The following is a 17,201-nucleotide window of genomic DNA, read 5'->3' as shown; positions in this document are numbered from 1 at the left end:
TATCGATTTCCTAAGAAGATAAAAAAAGAGCGCCCTTTCGGACGCTCTTTTTTATAGAAATCTACTAATTCGAATTAATCGAACTTAGCAACGACCCCTAAGGTTATACCGTATTGGTCTTTGCTCTTCTCACCGGAAGAAGTTACGAATTGATAACCGGTCGCCCAGTCTCTTCTCATATCCAATTTGATGAGTAGATTTTCAGTGTAGTTCCAAACCGGAGTTACAGTAAATGTTTTATACTGTCCGTAGTTGGAAGATCCACCGTAATCTTTGTAGTTTTTCGGGTCTAAAGCCGCAAGTAGTTGATCTGCAGTTAAACCAGCCAATCCAGGAGTAGCTGCAAGGATTTGCTCAGCGATTGCTTTATCTTGTGCATATTTTCCTGCATACCAAGAGTTAGCTGCTTGCGATCCTGCAAACGGGTTGAAAGTAGTCAAACGGCCGTTGTTAGAGCTATCGTCGATATACTCGAAACGAACGTTGATTCCCCAAGTCTCACCGATTTTGAACTTACTGAAGATCCCATAAGCCTTATAAGAGCTTTTTGTTTTTTCAGTAGTTACAGTTCCGCCAAGGATGGTTTCAATTGTAGCCGCACCTGTCGGGTTGTACTGTTGTTGTGCAAGGTTCGCCGCTGCTGCACCACCTGCCTTCTCGCTCCAAGTATAGTCTAAGTCAACTTGGATCCTGTCGGTAGGAGTGATGGATAAGATTGCATGGTTCATGAACCAATAATCTTTATTATACTTAGCATTCGGTGCGTTAAGTACTGCAACTGCCGGGTCTCCGGTTTGAGCAGCCAACTGATCAGCCAAATATTGTTTGGTTGGATCGATCCTTCCAGTAGCACCATCTTGAGAATACAAAGTGTTCCAAGTAACGGACAATTTGTCTTCGATCAAGGTTCCTTTTACCTGAGTTCCAATCGCTTTATGTTGAGTAGCTGCTTCATAGAAGTAGTTATTCGTAGTGCTTCCGTCAGGAACTCCGGTTCTATAACCAGTACCACCACCACTGTTATACAGATAAAAGGTTCCAGCCCATTTGTCTGTAAATTGAGTAGTTAAGCGAGCACCGGTGTGAATGAAGGGGATTGTGTTTTGGAAGATGGCCCCTATCGAGTAGTTAGGGTTGTTCATCGATTCCAATACTTCGTATCCGATATGCGTTGCCATTTTACCAACGTCTAAGGTCATCCCTTTCAACACTGGGAAATACATGCTGATATACGCTTGTTTCAGCAGGTTATAGTTGTATACTCCGTTTGCTTGGGAATATGGCGCCTCTTGGAATGCGTTGTTTTGTCCGTTTTGGAAATCCACACGGAATCCCCAAGGGCTGGATTTTTCAGCGGTCTTTTGTACTGCAAGAGCTGCTGCGTTAACACCAAAGTTTTTGTTGCTAGTTTCGAACGATCTGGTCGTATCTACGGCGCTTCCTTGGAGTGGGTTGTTATTGTACATGTAGTACACATCCACAAATCCGGAAAAGTCTACCTTATCATACCATTTCGTATCTTCAGGTTCTGGGGCTGGAGCAGCTTTCACTGCACCTGCTGCCTTCGGGTCCGGCGTTTCCTTCTTCGCTTGGGCAAAAATCGAAGAGGCGGTCACCAGAGTAAAGGTAGCAATGAGGCTGGCTGTTTTTTTTCTCATCATTCTCCTAAATCTCCTATGCCGATAAGTATGCAACTAGCGTGCCAACATGTTAAAAATAGGCAAAGAGACTAAATTAGGCTTAAAAACGATTCTAAATCAAATATATCATGCTCAAATATTAGAAACTTTTAGGGATAATTTTTTAAAATTAACATAGTGCTTAAAAATTAAGCTAAATTTAGAGCGCTGAAAGATTGGGTTTTGTAGGCACTTCGACAAATTAGGCCCTAAACTAAGGCCTTTGGATTAGAGAGATTTACGGATCAGATCCAGAAGAAGTTCTTTTGAATTTAGATTGGGATCTTGGAGTACGGCAAGCAAAGAAGACCGCAATACTTCTCCTAGTTTAGGGGCTGGTAGTTCCGGGAATTTTTCTCGAACTAGGTTTCCGTCTATGGTCAGGTCGGAGAGTAGAAGTGGAGGATCCTTCTTCCATTCTTGTTCCGCGCCGGCGAGCCAGAATGCTTCTTCGTTTAGAAAGGCTGCCCAAAGAATGGAAAGTTCTATGCAGCAATCCCAAAATTCCTTTTTACCGGTGTACTGCGCGATCGGATGAAGTAGATGAGTTCGAAGCCCAGGAAAAGTTTTTAACTCTTCTCTATTCTGGATGATTGAATATAGGGTTTTTACTAGAAACTGAGAATCCTTTGTTCTTTGGTTGGAGAATCTGAGTTCTTTAAAAAATACGGTCGAATCGGAAAACCAGTTTTGTTCCGAGAAGCAAGACACCAAAAAGTAAGCTATTTTTGATCTTTCGGATGATTGTAGAAGTTTGGAGAATCCGTTTTTATGTTTTTCCCAATCTCCGGAATAGAATTTGGTCTTACTGATCAATTCCAGTACTTTATATTTTTTTAATAGATCGAGTCCGCCGATCGGATTTTTACTTTTGAGTATTTTTAAAAATTCGTCGTGTATTCTTTCCGGAGAAACCTTTGCAGTGATCGGTCTGCAGGTTTCGATTGCTTCTGCAGTTTCCGGATGGATCGTAAATCCGAGTGTGGAAACGAATCGAATTGCGCGGACCGGTCTGAGTCCGTCTTCCGTAAATCTGGAAACCGGGTTTCCGATGGTCCTAATTAAGGAATTTTGAATATCTTCTAGTCCGGAATGTTCGTCCACCAACGTCTTTTCTTGGAGATCCAATGCAAGGGCGTTCATTGTGAAGTCCCTTCTTTTTAGATCTTCGCTCAGACTTACTCCGAATTGTACTGTTTCTGGCCTTCTGCCGTCTATATAGTCTTCGTCTTTTCTGAATGTGGTCAATTCATAGGATCTATCTTGGAATAATACCGTGATAGTTCCGTGTTTAATCCCGGTTGGAACTGTCCTTTTGAAGATCTTCTGCATTTTTTCCGGAGAAATGGAAACCGCAAGGTCGTATTCATGGGGGATTTTGTTTAATATTAGATCTCGGACACTTCCTCCTACTAGATAAGCTTCTCCTTCATGATTTCGTATCGTATTACTAATCTCTAATAGATCCTCTAAAAAAGGAGAAGGGATTTGGGAAATGAGTTTATTAGGATCCGGGTTCATCATTCCTGGACGATCTTTTTCCAAATTGGTAGATAACGATCTTTCAGTGCGGGGTTTTTGGAAAAAATTTCTTCGACCTGCTTTTTGGTTTTTTCGTCTACGGAAACTCTTAAGAAGGGAAGATCGGCTTGTTGGGAAAGGATCTGGTCTATTCTTTTACCGATTTCATCCCAGGCTGTATTGCAGATCTCTTTGTATTCTTGGTCGGTATGTTCGTTGCATAGGATTGCAAGTTCCAGATACTTTCCTTCTTTTTTCAGCTCTTTCATTTTGTCCAAGATACTTGCCTTACAATCGGATAAGGCGAAAATTATTAGAAGGCTAAAGCATATCTGAAGTATATACTTTCGAGAACTCATGCTTAGGATTTTTTAGAAAGATCTCTATTGGGAAACCATTTTTTATTTTAGAATTCTCCGCATCTTAGCGCCTCTGTGCGAACCCGAGTAGCCCGGTCCTCGCGAAGCGAGGAGCCGCCCAAATTTTCCGATGTAGGAACTCCTACACGCCGTCTAAAATTATCTCAGGATTCGAAAGCCAGGTTTGCGAGTTTATCTGCCCGCTTGTTTTTTTCACGCGGCACATGATGGATTGAGAAAAGTTTGAGTTTAGAAGTCAGGCCTTTGACCTTTTCTTTTGCGATTTGGAGGTGAGGGGATTTGACTTTGTATTCTCCCTTGAATTGTTTTACCACCAGTTCTGAATCCAGATAGGCTGTGACTTCGACAGCGTCTTGGGAGAGGCAATATTCTATCCCAGCTTCCAGGGCTGCCCATTCCGCCACATTATTCGTTCCGTCGGAGATCCTACGTGAGATGGAATGCACCTCGGCTTCTCCTTCGTAAACGGCTACCCCAATGGAAGAAGGTCCCGGGTTTCCTTTGGAAGCACCGTCGCAGTATATTTTGAACTTTTTCACGAGGTTTAATCTTGGTTTTTAGATCCCAAAACGAATTGGAAAGGTCTCCAAAAAATCAAATATCCGAAGAGGATCAGTAAGGAAACTAAAAAGGAGAGTATACCTAAAATCAAAAATTGAAAAGTTCGATATAAATGATCGAATGTATGCGGGAAAAACAGCCCTCCGATTAGGCAGAAAAGTCCGGCTGCTAATAACGCGAACAGAACAAAAGGAAGGGATAAAAAATAAAATAGATAGCTTAAGGCAGTGAATCCGAAAGCCAATTTATAAGCGTTCCAACGTGCCGGATGATCCATCATTAAACCAAATACCATCAATAGTCCTATCCTTCGGAGGCTTTGGTTTGGCAATGTAAAAATAGATCTATATCATGGCAAAGATGGGGTTGGATTATTTTACATTCCTAGGTTCTCTTCCGGAGACTCCCGAATCTAAGTGCGCTTATTATCCGGAAAGGAATTCAAAGGTGAAGGGTTTCTTTTCTAAGGAAAAACTTCCTCCCGAAATTTTAGATGATCTTTTTCGTTTTGGGTTTAGAAGGTCCGGCTATTTCTTTTATAGGACCAATTGTTCCGTATGTTCTCATTGTCTCAGTTATAGAGTTCTATTACTTGAATTTTTTCCTAGTGCAAACCACAGAAGACTGATCAAAAAGAATCGTGATCTTGCTTTAAAAATTTCTCCGCCGATTATTGATCCTGATAAAAAGAATTTATATGTGAAGTACCAAAGATCCCGTCATGAAGGAAGCTATGGTGAATCCGAATCTGAAATTCTGGAGAATATGAAGTTCCAGATGTACGCGGGTTCTGAAAATTCAGGGGAACTTCTTCTTTATAAAGACGATGTACTTTTAGGCTGGATCTTATTGGATTTTGGGTTTGAAACCGTGTCTGCCGTGTATTCTGTTTTTGATCCGGAAGAAAGTAAAAGAAGTTTGGGAAATTTTCTGATACTTTCCTCTATTCTTTGGGCCAAAGAGAATGGTTTTAAAGAATTTCAATTGGGCCTTTTTCTTCCGGGACATCCTAAGATGGATTATAAAAAGAACTGGAAGCCTGCAGAAATTTTGGATCGTGATAAAGGTGTTTGGAAGAAGAGCGAGTCTTTTCTTTCGGATTATTTTTTAGAGAATGGCCCGGATGGAGACAGGCTTACTTTATAGTTTTCTCCGCGCCTTGGCGTCTCTGCGTGAGATCGCAGAAGTATTTATTGGCACGCAGAGACACGGAGCCGCAGAGATTTTAATTTTCAATTCCTTCTAGTTCCTCTCCAAAAACGGCCCAAATCAGGCTTGTCAGTCTGGCCTTGCGCCCCAGAAAGGTTGGTATGGCTAAAAAGATCATCGTAGTAGGCGCTTCTAGCGGTATCGGAAAAGAAATTGCATCTCAATTGATCGAAGAGGGACATCAAGTCGCTGCTTTTGCAAGAAGAGAGAAGGAGCTGAAAAAACTTCCTTCTTCCAAGGCAAAAAACTTATTCGTCAAACACGACGTTACTGAATACTCCAAGGTCCCGGGAGAATTTGCCAAGGCTGTAAAAGCTTTAGGCGGCTTGGACGAAATTTATTACGCATCCGGTGTGATGCATAGGGTCGGTGCGGAAGAATTTCCTATCGAAAAAGATTTGGAAATGTTGGAAGTTAATCTTTTAGGTTGTGTGGCTTGGTTGGATTCCGCAGCTGCATATTTCCAAGAGAAGAAGGCCGGCAAAATTATAGGGATATCTTCCATCGCAGGTGATAGAGGCCGCAGAGGGAATCCGGTTTATAACGCATCTAAAGCTGGAATGTCCACTTACTTAGAAGCTTTACGCAATCGTTTAGCGGTAAAAGGGATCCAAGTGGTTACAGTAAAACCTGGAATGATCGAGACCCCGATGACGGAAGGTCTACCGGGCCTTATGTGGTTGATCACCGCTAAGGAAGCCGCTCAAGTTATATTAGCAAAAGTGAATGCAGGAAAAGAGAATTTCTATGTGCCTGCTCGTTGGGCATTGGTCTCTTTGATCATTAGACTTATCCCTTCTTTTATTTTCAGAAAACTTTCCGTTTAAGGAAAAGGTGATCTAAAATGGCAACCGCTTCTAAAAAAAAGACAGTTAAAAAAGCGACATCTCCCAAAACTAAAAAAGCAGTTTTCGATCTAAAAGAGTTCGAGTCCCGTTTAAGTCCTGCTCAAAAAGTAGAAGCCTGGGGAATGAACCATTTCTCCAATAGTAAGGTTTTTTTACCTATATCTATCCAGGACTTTAAGGATCTATTCTCTTATGCAAGAGATACGAATACAAAAGTTGCATTTAGGGGAGGAGGTTGCAGCTACGGTGATGCTGCTACGAACGAAAAAGGGATCGTAGTAGATATCCGTAACTTTAATAAGATCTTATCCTTTGATCCTAAAACCGGGATCTTGGTTGCGGAATCCGGAGTCACCATCAAACAACTTTGGGAGTTCGGGATCGAAAGAGGATTTTGGCCTCCTGTTGTAAGTGGAACAATGTTCCCTACGTTAGGCGGTGCACTTTCTATGAATATTCATGGAAAGAATAACTTCGCAGTTGGACCGATCGGAGATCATATCCAGGAATTTACCTTTTTAAGTCCTGATGGAAAAGAATCCGTTTGTTCTCCTAAAAAAAATTCGGATCTATTTTACTCTGCGATTTCCGGCTTCGGGATGTTAGGAGCATTCCTGACTGTCACCATCAAACTCAAAAAAATCTACTCCGGTAAAATGAAAGTTTGGCCGGTGAATACTGCAAACCTGCAAGAGATGTATGATTATTTTGAAAGAGAATACAAACAATCCGACTATTTAGTAGGTTGGGTGGATGGATTTGCCTCCGGAAAAGGTTTAGGTCGAGGTCAGATCCATAAAGCGGTTCATCTAAAAGCGGGAGAAGATCCTGATTTTCCTGAAAATTGCAAATTGGAAAATCAAATTCTACCAAGCACATTTTTAGGGATCATTCCTAAGTCTTGGATGTGGCTATTCATGTATCCATTCAGCAATAAGTTCGGAATGAGATTCGTGAATTTCGGAAAATGGATCTCCGGGTTTTTAAATAATAATAAACCTTATGAGCAAGGACATGCAGAATACGCTTTTCTTTTGGACTATGTTCCGAATTGGAAATTTATGTATAAGCCTGGTGCGATGATCCAATACCAAAGTTTTATTCCGAAAGAGAATGCAGTAAAAGGTTTCGAAGAGATCCTAAGTCTTTGTCAAAAAAGAGGGATCGTAAACTGGCTTGGTGTATTTAAGAAACATAGACCTGACAAATTTTTACTCACCCATGCGGTAGACGGTTATTCTATGGCTATGGATTTTCCTATGACCAAAGGTAATAAAACTAAACTTTGGGAACTTGCCAAAGAAATGGATGAGATCGTTGTGAAGAATGGAGGAAGATTCTATTTTGCAAAAGACAGCACTCTTCGCCCTGAAGTTTACAGAAGATCCATGCCTAAACAGAACCTTGAAAAGTTCAGAACCATGAAGAAAAAATTGGATCCGAAAAATCTATTAGAGTCGGATCTATTTAGAAGAGTCTGGGGAAAGTAAGATCGTATTTTTTGGTTCGCACGGAGGGCACCGAGATCACGGAGGCTAATTGTAATTCTTTTTATCTCTGTGTGCTTCGTGAGCTCTGTGCGAAATCAGATCATTTAGTTATTTTACTAAATTCTAAAGTTTCCATATTGATCGAAGGACTTTGGTAGAATACTCTGTTCTTAAATGTAAAATGTTCTGATTTAGGAACTAAAACTTCTCGAGGATAGGAGTCTTTAAAACCTACCACAGTTACCTGGGTTTTTCCGATCCTATACAATTTTTCCAAAAGTGCATCGAAAGATCCTGCGGAATCAATTTCATATACTTCTCTCTCTTCTCTAAAAGAATTTGCCGGTAAAAACACGGAACCTTTTCTGTAGATCACGATTTTAGAAGTATGATCGCTGAGTTCTTTTTGTTCGGTCACAACCGATTTTGTGAATTTATAATATAATCTGTCGAATACTACACCTCCTATAATAGAATAGGAGATAAGAAGGATGGCAGTAATCCTAAACGGTTTGCTGAGTTTTTCCCAATTTTTTTCTAAAATTGAGAATAAGAACAAAAGTAAAAAAGGAAGGATAGTGATCAAAAATCTAGGTCCGAATAATACTCCCTGCCAAAATTTAGTAGAGGTCAGAAGACCGGAAAGAAGTATAAAGATCCCTAGTCCGTATAAGATCCGAGTTAACGGATCAGATTTCGGTCTCCATAGAACGATAAATGCCAAAGCAGGATAGGCTCCGAATAATCCTAAGGAACCTTTTCCTAAAAACATCAATTGCCATAAATAATAGATTTGAGAGACTAATTCGTAAGAAGAAGATTCTTGTAAATAACCTCTGGATCCTAAGGGGTGTCCAACCACGGAATAATTGATCACCGCTTGTACGGTCAAAAGAGCTCCGAAGGTAAACGGGAATAATGCAGTTTTCGGATTTCTGAATATTCTAAAAGCATAAACTAAAGAAAGACTGGCTGCCAGTAAAATTATCTCTTGCCGGAAGAAAGCTGCAAATCCGAAAAATCCACCTGCAAATACTAGATCGGCAGAGTTGGAGGATGCGTCCTCTTTAAGTAAAAAATAAATTCCTTGAGTGACTCCGAAGATTGCCAAGATCGTTTCAGATAGATCCGAGGAGAATAAGCTGAATGCAGACCCTAATAATAAGATCAAAAAGAAAAATTTAGATTCTTTCTTTAAATCTAAAAGTTCTGAAATTCGGAATAATGCCCTTAGTGTTAAAATCCCGAATATTAATGATAAGAAGAAACTTCCGAATCTTCCCATCAAAAGAGCGAATGGGTACTGGATCGCAGTATAATAAAAAGGAAAAATATAATAACATTTTCCTTTATAAACATGGGTCATAGTGGACCCTTTTTTTAGATCCAAAGGTAGGAATCTAAACTCCGGATCTATTTCTTTTCCGGAATATCGGCAGGAAAAATCAGGAAAACCGTTATGCAGAAGGTCTGCAAGTTGTTGTTGTTTGATCGCTCCGTCTCCGACCCGAATTCCCGTTTGGTACTGCCATGCCAAAAATAAGGATAAAAACACCGTTCCGAAAATCAGGAAACCTGCATACTTGCCAGTGAAGGAAGAAACCCGGGAAAGGAGACGATTGAACATTCTACTAAGAAGCTTCTGGAAAATCCAAGGTCAAGAAGAAATCCCAAGGGAGAATTTTGATCTTTTTTGGGGGTTCCGAATTCTGAATGACACTTAAATTCCCGATGTTTCCTTGGAGGTTGTGAATTCCGTCTTAAAAAAGATCCGTTCCTTTTTCCTTAGGCCTCTTCCTAAATTCTTTTTTCCGATCTCTTGTATTCTATTCTCCTATGTGGTGATCATGAATTCTTGGGTAACGGAAGATGCTTATATCAGTTTTAGGACTGTGGATAATTTTTTAAATGGGTTCGGCTTGAGATGGAATACTTACGAAAGGGTCCAGGCTTATACTCATCCACTTTGGCTTTTCGGTCTGATCCTTCTTTCATTTGTTAAGATTCCAATATATTATTCTTCTTTAATTCTTTCTTGGATTTGTGTGGGGGCAACAGTCTATTTGCTCGTTACTCGGTTTGGAAAAAAAGAAGGGGGCTTTTGGTATGGATCTTGGATACTTTTAGTATTACTACTATCCAGGGCGTTTATAGATTTTTCTAGTTCCGGTTTGGAAAACCCACTTTCCTTTCTTTTGATTATTTTGTTTTTAAATAAAGCATTCGATCTGGAAAATAGATCCGAATTCCGGGACATTCTTCTTTTCTTTTTTTATCTTTCTTTATCATATCTAAACAGACAAGACACGATTCTTTTAGGGCTTCCTTTCCTTCTATATTTGTATAAGCCCTTAAAACGGGATAAATCCTGGAGTAAGTTTATCGGAGCCGCCATTTTAGGGCTTCAGCCAGTTCTTCTTTGGTCCGCATTTTCACTAGTATATTACGGATATCTGTTTCCGAATACTGCATACGCAAAATTGAATACTGACCTTACTATTTCTCATTTATGGCCGTATGGTATCGACTATTTAGAGAATGGTTTTCGATGGGATATTTTTACCTCGCTTACGATCGGCTCTGTAATTTTACTTTTACCTTATTTTATTTGGAAAAAGAAAATTTTAGAAGCGGCTCTTTCCACAGGAGTTGGACTTTATATTTTATATGTATGTTCCATAGGCGGGGACTTTATGGCGGGGAGGTTTTTTGCTCTTCCATTTGTCGTCTGCCTGTTCTTGTTTGTGGAACTTTCTCCTGGTTTTTTGCCTAGGGTGAGCGTTCTATTTTTTATCGCCTTATTCCTGTTAAACCAAAACTCCTATTTGTATATTACAAAAGACTATTCTAGACTTAGAAACGACGGAGAGATCCAGGATGAAAAAGGTGCTTATTTTAGAAGCACTAACTTTCTTCGCTCCTTTAAATTCCGGGAATTTCCGGATCATGGGTGGGCAGATGTAGGTAGAAACTATAAGAAGGCACCTAAGGACCCTGACAAGGCATGTGCTACAATTAACGTAGGCTTTTATGGCTATTTTGCCGGTGAAAATCGTAAGATTATAGACTCTAATGCTTTAACGGATCCTTTATTAAGTAAATTGAAATCAGTTTCTAACTGGAGAGTGGGGCATTTTACTCGAAATATTCCTGTAGGATACTTAGAATCGGTTACTTCAGGACAAAACCGGATCCAAGATCCGGATCTAAAAGTATACTATGATCGATTGAAATTGTTAACCGAATCGGAAGATCTTTTCACAAAAGAGAGATTTATGGAAATTCTCCGAGAAAATTCAGGCGGTAATAGAAATTTGATACTAAATTCCGGACCAAGAACTCCATGGCTAGGAATTCCGGAAGATTTCCGTTGTGGACTGGGAGTCGGTTACTAGTTTAAGTAGTCTTCATTCTCCTTTTATCATTTGATCTGAACTTTTGATTTTAAATTCTTGATCCTTCTTACAGGGTTCCCATTTTATTGTTAAGAATGAGCGAAGGAAGAGCTTCTTGGAATGCATCCAAATGGAAAGAATGGTTTTCCGAAGGTGAGATTGTTCCGTACTTTCAGCCCATTTTGTCCGTCGAAAAAGATTCTATCTTCGGTTACGAGGCACTCGCTCGTTTTATAGATAAGGAAGGCACGGTCCATAGTCTTGGTCCGTTCTTCTTAGCGGATATACCTCATTCTTTTTCCGTTTCCGAAAGAGAAGAATTCAAAAATCTTAAATTAGAAATAGATAGGGCCGTTCGTAAAAAAGCGGTGGAGAAGATCGGTAATACTCCAGGCCTGGATCCGAAAGCAAAACTTTTTCTGAATATATCTCCTTCTTTTATGCAGGACTATCTATCTTCCAAAACGGATGATGAACCTTATACCTTGCAGATCGCAAAAAGTGCCGGTCTAGATCCTAAGAGGATCGTGATCGAAATTATAGAGGAACATTTTTCCGGAGAGATAGATCAGCTAAAACCTCTGATCAATCTATATAAAAGATCCGGGTTTTTAGTGGCTATAGACGATCTTGGATCCAAATCCTCTAATCTGGATCGGATCGGCGCATTACATCCTGATATTATCAAAGTGGATCTGGGGCTTATTCGTAGTTCTGTTGCTTCCAGGAATTTTCAGGAGATACTATTCACATTGTCCAGACTTGCTGAAAGCTTGGGATGTTCTCTTTTGTTCGAAGGCCTGGAAACTGAAACGGAACTTTATAACGCTCTGACATACGGGGCCAGATTTTTACAAGGTTTCTATTTCGCAGAGCCGACACCTGAGTTAATAGATATCAACGGTTTAAGCATTCGATTTTCCCAACTTCATGAATTATTCTTTAATTATAAAAAATACCAGCTGCTTAGGCGTATTAAAAAAGAGAAGGAACTGGAAGATCGATTGGAATCTTCCGGTATAGAGGTGATCTCTTCCAACGGAATTGTGACTATTAAATTAAGAAATTCTTATCTTCTGGAAAAATCGGTTTTTAGAATGTATGTTACCAATCATGAAGGAAGACAACTTTCTCCTAACTATTCAGGGATCTCGGATTCCGGAATGTTGGAAGACGATTCCTTTGTGGGAAGGAACTGGAGTTGGAGACCATACTTCTTAGAACAATTTTATAAGAATGCAAAAGATCCTTCCGGCGGTTGGATCGCAAGCAATCCATACTATGACTTGGAAAGCAATCTGCTCTTAGTGACTTATTCTAAAAGTATGGAAGAAGGAAACGTTCTATTCGTAGATGTACGAATGTGGGATTTTCCTTAAGTTTTTCCCGGTTCCGTTACATTAGCGGTTTTGATCCGACCGAATAAAAAATTTTTTCAATTTTAGCCGACTTTTACACCCGAGTCGGAAAGCATACGATTTACATTGTCTATAAAACGTTTTTTCTCTCCGGGTCTTGCGGAGTTTCCTTCCAAAGAAAGTCCTACATATAAGTTCCCATCCGTATCTCTTGCAATGGAGCGTACTACTCCGTAAGCAGTGATCGGAGATTGCATTTTGAAAAATATATCGAATGTGAATCCTTTTCTTCTAGGTAGCTCGCCGTTTAGATCAGGATGATTGATCTTTACTCTCAAACCGCCAGTGGAAAGATCTATAACCGCAAATCTTTCTTTTACTAAGATCGTATTGGATTCTCTGATCCGATCCACCATATCAAAAGTAAGGGTTTTGATCTCCATTACTTCGGTTATATCTATTTCTCTAGTCCTATTTTGGGCATGCACATATCCGATAGGAATAGCCTGCTCATCATGGTTGATATAGATAACCGGAACGATTAATTCCGATCTGATCTTTTGGTTGGCATATTCTATGATCTTTTTACGAACATCATCTTCATCTCCAAGTTCATGTTCATAATCTATAAATCCGTTCGGATCCGAAGATTTAAAAGAGTCAGGTTTTTGTGTATTCGGAATATATAATATTTTGCCGGTCTTTTTGACTAGGTCGAACTTATCCCCGATAGAATTGAAAACATCTATTTTTACTATATCGAACTTAGGCTTAAGAGTTCTTTCCGTATCCGCGAAATTGACTTTTACGGAAGTGGGTATATTGAATAAGTTCGCGTCGATTGTGGTCCTGCTAGTACGCAGATTCGTGATCCAAACGCTTCCATCCGGAGGTTTGATCCTTGTGAATTTTCTCTCTCTGCTTGCGATGGAAACATGGTCCACCTGCATGATGTATTGATTATTCGGTTTTTCTTCCAGGACCTCGCATTCTAGTTCGACGTATCTCGCGAGTAATTTGTACAAAACAATATGAGCATTCAGCTTAAATTGTTCGGCCATTCGACCTTGTACTAAAATTTTTGTGGCGTCCTTATTGACGGAGAGAAGTTGAACGGATTCGTGTGTTTCCGTATCCCTTACGAGTAGATCTGTTTTGAGTAGAAATTTTCCAATGATATGGAGTTTTTTACCAGGATCTGTGATGAACTCTTTGTCTCTTTGTTTCCTTTGAACCTTTTCCATTAAATTCCTAGGTCGATCGGATTCCGGCGGAAAATTATCTTGATTCCAGCCTTTGGCTTCGTTTTGATGTAATAGGTAAGGTACACTAATGTCAAACCAATCTTACCGAGACTCCCAATTTTTAGACGGCCTATCCGGCGAAGAACTTTTCAGCATGCAAATCGGGCTTACTTATCGGGACTTTTTAGTCCTGCCCGGTTTTATCGATTTCAATCCTTCCGAAGTTGAACTAGAGACTAGATTAACTAAAAAGATCAAACTTAAGAAGCCATTCGTGAGTTCCCCAATGGACACTGTGACCGAGTCCTCTATGGCAATCGCACAGGCCCTTATGGGAGGGATCGGAATTATCCATTATAATAATTCTGTCGAAGAACAGGTTGCCGAAGTCAGCAAGGTGAAACGTTTCGAAAACGGTTTCATTTCAGACCCGGTTGTTCTTGGACCGAAAAATACGATCCACGATCTGGACAGGATCAAAGAAACTTTAGGATTCACCGGAATTCCAATCACTGCAGATGGGACCAGAAATTCTAAACTGGTTGGGATTGTAACCAATAGAGATATCGATTTCGAAAGAGATCGTTCTATCCCTGTGGAAAAAGTAATGACCACTGATGTGATTACCGGAAAAGCAGGGATCACTTTAAAAGAAGCAAACGATATTATCAAAAAAGAGAAGATCGGAAAACTTCCGATCATAGACAAAGACGGAAAACTTATCTCTTTAGTGAGTCGTTCCGATCTGAAAAAGAATAAGGAATTCCCAGATTCTTCCAAGGACGAGAACAAAAGGCTCAGATGTGGAGCTGCGGTTTCTACCTTGCCAGAATCCAGGGACAGGGTCGCTGCATTATACGAAGCCGGAGTGGATGTGATCATCATCGATTCCGCCCAGGGAAACTCGATCTACCAGATAGAGATGCTCCAATTCATTAAGTCCAATTTCAAAAATCTGGAAGTGATCGGTGGTAACGTGGTCACCCGCGGCCAGGCAGAAAACCTGATCGGTGCGGGAGCTGACGGACTTAGGATCGGAATGGGACCCGGTTCCATTTGTATCACCCAAGATACTATGGCAGTGGGAAGAGCGCAAGCAACTGCGGTGTACCAAACTGCTGCCCATGCTGCAAAATATGACGTTCCTGTTATTGCAGATGGTGGAATTTCTAATATTGGAGATATCGCAAATGCTTTGGCAATCGGGGCTTCTGCATGTATGATGGGATTTATGTTCGCAGGAACATCCGAGGCACCTGGAGAGTATTTTTATGAGAATGGAATACGTCTCAAAAAATACCGCGGAATGGCAAGTATAGAAGCAATGAAAGCCGGCGGAGACAAACGTTACTTCAACGAGGGCCAAAAAGTAAAAGTGGCTCAGGGAGTGAGCGGTTCCGTAGTGGATAGAGGTTCAATTCTGAACTTTATTCCATATTTAAGCCTGGGACTAAGACTTTCTTTTCAGGATATGGGATTCCGTTCCGTCCAAGACTTACATAAAGGACTACGGGAAGGAAAACTCAGATTCGAAAGAAGGAGTGAATCCGCTCAAGCCCAAGGTTCTGTTCATAGTCTTTACTCTTATAGTGCACCTAGTTTAAGAGCAGAGTAATTAAATTAGATCCCTCGGATTTGCGGGAAGGAAAGGTTTTGAAAAAGTTTCATCTTATTTCGATAATCCTAATATTCCCGATCCTGATGACTGGGGATGTATCCCATGCTCAGGCTCCACCCGATAAAGCAAGAGTCGCCCAGGAACTAGTCGCAAGACTAGACCAGGCACTCTTGAAGGCGGACGGTTTAGTAAAAGCAAATCTGATCCTGATCAAAAAGACGGGAGATTCCTGGACCTGGGACATGAGCATTTTTAGAAAGGGAGAAGATTCACTCTCCCTATTCGAAAGCAAAGGCCGGGGTCTGGAATATAAGATCTTATTTAAGGAAGATGGAGAATTGATCTTCGCCTTCAATGCACTTTCCCGTAAAATTTTCAAAAAGAACGACGAAGAAAAATACGAGAACCATCTCAATACAGGATTCAGTTTTGTGGATCTGGCGGGAACTTCTTACCAAGCGAATTATAACCCGATCGTACAAAGCGATTTGGATATTGCGGGGAAGAAGATGAAACGTGTCGCTCTTAGACCGATCGTTCCTTATTTTTATTCCAAACTGATCTTACTTTTGGAACCGGATACATTAAGACCAACTCGTTTGGATTTTCATGATAAGGACGGGGTACTTTATAAAACAATGAACATAAAGTACGGTCCAGTTAAGGTAAAAGCAAAGCAGAAGGTCACAAAAGAAGATATAGTCAGTAGATTGGAAATGTTGGATCTGAATACAGGTGCGATCAGCGTATTGGAATATACCGAAGTGGACCGAGATGTAAAACCGGATCCTTCTTTATTCGAATTGGATAATCTAAACAGACTGTAATGTCCTCGGAAGAGATCGTTTTTTTTCGACCGGGTTTTGTTTCTTCTCCCGAACTGAAATTAGAGGGAGAAGAGATCTCTCATCTAAAAGCATTTAGAGTTTTTTCAGAAGATAAAACGGTGATCATCAAGGATGGTGAGGGTGCAAGTTTTGCATACAGTGTACCTTCTTCTTCTAAAATCGGAAGTCTGATCGGTACCGATAAAAAAGAAAGACCTAAAACCAAAGCAAAGATCGCAACTGCAATTCCGAAAGGAAACAGACTGGAATGGCTCATCCAAAAAGGAACGGAGCTTGGGATCACTGAATTTATTTTTTTAGTATTCTCTCATTCGGATAGAAAAGACTTAAATCCGGAAAGGCTTTTGAAAGTAGCGGCGGAAGCTTCTTCTCAATCCGGCCAAGATTTTTTGCCTGAGATCAAAGGACCGATCTCACTTTCTAAATTTTTAGAAGGGTCAAAATCTTCTAAAGAGGAACTTCTACTTTTTGATCCAAGATCTGAAATACGGATCAATCCTGAAAACATACAAAACAAAACAGTTTTGATCGGACCGGAAGGTGGATTTAGAAAAGAAGAATTAGAACTGATCTCTCAGTTTGGGATTTTATCTGTAAATGTGGGAGAATCTATTTTGAGAATAGAGACCGCTGGAATTTTTGCGGCCTCTTTATTTAGGTTAGGAAGTTTACGCTGATTACTGGCCGAATCCGGTGGAACCTAGGATCAGAACGCAGGTGTTCAAATAATTATCACAATCACTTTTGCAGCTTTGGGATAATTGGAAACAAAGTGTAGAAATATTACAGCTTGTATTACAAGAAGTCAGGCAAGAGTTTAAAGCGGCCAAATTAGTCGTAGTGACCGTGGTGCCGTATTTATTTTCGCAAGCACTCTTACAGGATGGATAAGATCCACCTGTGCAGTTTGCATAGAAAGTTGCCAAAGCATTTCCCTTGATATCTCTCTCTCCGGTATTACATGATAAAATACCTAGGAGTGCGATTGCTAGTAAAAACGGGAGAAATCGGGTCATATAAGTAAATCGTTTTCGGCCGGGACAGAACGGT

At 40.4% G+C, this 17,201-nt stretch carries 16 protein-coding genes; 8 read left to right on the top strand and 8 right to left on the bottom strand.

All coding sequences use genetic code 11. The features are described 5' to 3' along the window. Window positions 1-74: 74 nt before the first annotated feature. The 5 genes from EHR06_RS06425 to EHR06_RS06405 all read right to left on the bottom strand — a co-directional run bounded on the left by EHR06_RS06425 (window position 75) and on the right by EHR06_RS06405 (window position 4,436). Window positions 75-1,661 carry an outer membrane beta-barrel protein gene (locus tag EHR06_RS06425; RefSeq protein WP_208757752.1) on the bottom strand — a complete coding sequence of 529 codons (1,587 nt, stop codon included), beginning with the start codon at window positions 1,659-1,661 and terminating at the stop codon, window positions 75-77. Window positions 1,662-1,907: 246 nt separating this feature from the next. Then, window positions 1,908-3,203: a CCA tRNA nucleotidyltransferase gene (locus tag EHR06_RS06420; protein ID WP_135756243.1), complete on the bottom strand. Its 1,296-nt coding sequence runs from the start codon at window positions 3,201-3,203 to the stop codon at window positions 1,908-1,910. Further along, entirely contained in the window at window positions 3,200-3,469 is a 270-nt protein-coding gene (locus EHR06_RS06415) for a hypothetical protein (RefSeq protein ID WP_244288524.1), read from the bottom strand. The genes EHR06_RS06420 and EHR06_RS06415 overlap by 4 nt, the downstream gene beginning before the upstream one ends. A gap of 254 nt (window positions 3,470-3,723) precedes the next feature. Next, window positions 3,724-4,119 (bottom strand): ribonuclease HI family protein, encoded by a 396-nt coding sequence (locus EHR06_RS06410; RefSeq protein ID WP_135756241.1) that lies wholly within the window; start codon window positions 4,117-4,119, stop codon window positions 3,724-3,726. Between the two features lie 5 nt (window positions 4,120-4,124). After that, window positions 4,125-4,436: a hypothetical protein gene (locus tag EHR06_RS06405; RefSeq protein WP_135756240.1), complete on the bottom strand. Its 312-nt coding sequence runs from the start codon at window positions 4,434-4,436 to the stop codon at window positions 4,125-4,127. Between the two features lie 56 nt (window positions 4,437-4,492). On the opposite strand from EHR06_RS06405, the gene EHR06_RS06400 reads away from it, so the two are divergent. From EHR06_RS06400 to EHR06_RS06390, 3 genes are all read left to right on the top strand, one after another. Then, on the top strand, window positions 4,493-5,287 hold the full coding sequence (locus tag EHR06_RS06400) for an arginyltransferase (protein ID WP_135756239.1): 795 nt from the start codon (window positions 4,493-4,495) through the stop codon (window positions 5,285-5,287). 164 nt (window positions 5,288-5,451) lie between these two features. After that, the gene (locus EHR06_RS06395; RefSeq protein ID WP_135756238.1) at window positions 5,452-6,177 is read left to right on the top strand and encodes an SDR family NAD(P)-dependent oxidoreductase; all 726 of its coding nucleotides are present in this window, start codon (window positions 5,452-5,454) and stop codon (window positions 6,175-6,177) included. A gap of 17 nt (window positions 6,178-6,194) precedes the next feature. Beyond that, a complete protein-coding gene (locus EHR06_RS06390; RefSeq protein WP_135756237.1) occupies window positions 6,195-7,688 on the top strand; it encodes an FAD-binding oxidoreductase in 1,494 nt (497 codons plus the stop codon). A 100-nt stretch (window positions 7,689-7,788) separates the two neighbouring features. Here the strand turns inward: EHR06_RS06390 and EHR06_RS06385 are convergent, their stop codons facing one another. After that, window positions 7,789-9,315, bottom strand: coding sequence for an LA_3751/LA_3752 family putative glycosyltransferase (locus tag EHR06_RS06385; protein WP_135756236.1), 1,527 nt, complete (start codon window positions 9,313-9,315; stop codon window positions 7,789-7,791). Window positions 9,316-9,436: 121 nt separating this feature from the next. Here EHR06_RS06385 and EHR06_RS06380 point away from each other — a divergent pair, with 121 nt between their 5' ends. After that, entirely contained in the window at window positions 9,437-11,083 is a 1,647-nt protein-coding gene (locus EHR06_RS06380; RefSeq protein ID WP_244288523.1) for a hypothetical protein, read from the top strand. Between the two features lie 95 nt (window positions 11,084-11,178). After that, window positions 11,179-12,462, top strand: coding sequence for an EAL domain-containing protein (locus EHR06_RS06375; RefSeq protein WP_208757751.1), 1,284 nt, complete (start codon window positions 11,179-11,181; stop codon window positions 12,460-12,462). Window positions 12,463-12,524: 62 nt separating this feature from the next. Here EHR06_RS06375 and EHR06_RS06370 read toward each other — a convergent pair whose 3' ends face one another. Further along, a complete protein-coding gene (locus tag EHR06_RS06370) occupies window positions 12,525-13,685 on the bottom strand; it encodes a DUF1577 domain-containing protein (protein WP_135756233.1) in 1,161 nt (386 codons plus the stop codon). 88 nt (window positions 13,686-13,773) lie between these two features. Between EHR06_RS06370 and guaB the strand changes: the two genes are divergently transcribed. The 3 genes from guaB to EHR06_RS06355 all read left to right on the top strand — a co-directional run bounded on the left by guaB (window position 13,774) and on the right by EHR06_RS06355 (window position 16,828). Further along, complete coding sequence (gene guaB / locus EHR06_RS06365; protein ID WP_135756232.1) at window positions 13,774-15,300, top strand: IMP dehydrogenase; 1,527 nt, start codon at window positions 13,774-13,776, stop codon at window positions 15,298-15,300. Between the two features lie 86 nt (window positions 15,301-15,386). After that, entirely contained in the window at window positions 15,387-16,130 is a 744-nt protein-coding gene (locus EHR06_RS06360) for an outer membrane lipoprotein-sorting protein (protein WP_100709663.1), read from the top strand. Further along, the gene (locus tag EHR06_RS06355) at window positions 16,130-16,828 is read left to right on the top strand and encodes a 16S rRNA (uracil(1498)-N(3))-methyltransferase (RefSeq protein ID WP_135756231.1); all 699 of its coding nucleotides are present in this window, start codon (window positions 16,130-16,132) and stop codon (window positions 16,826-16,828) included. The genes EHR06_RS06360 and EHR06_RS06355 overlap by 1 nt, the downstream gene beginning before the upstream one ends. Here the strand turns inward: EHR06_RS06355 and EHR06_RS06350 are convergent, their stop codons facing one another. After that, window positions 16,829-17,167 (bottom strand): hypothetical protein, encoded by a 339-nt coding sequence (locus EHR06_RS06350; protein WP_135756230.1) that lies wholly within the window; start codon window positions 17,165-17,167, stop codon window positions 16,829-16,831. Window positions 17,168-17,201 lie beyond the last annotated feature (34 nt).

Source organism: Leptospira dzoumogneensis (assembly GCF_004770895.1).
Taxonomy (GTDB): domain Bacteria; phylum Spirochaetota; class Leptospiria; order Leptospirales; family Leptospiraceae; genus Leptospira_B; species Leptospira_B dzoumogneensis.
Note: the sequence above shows the minus strand (reverse complement) of the source record. Positions and strands in the feature narration are given on the sequence as shown.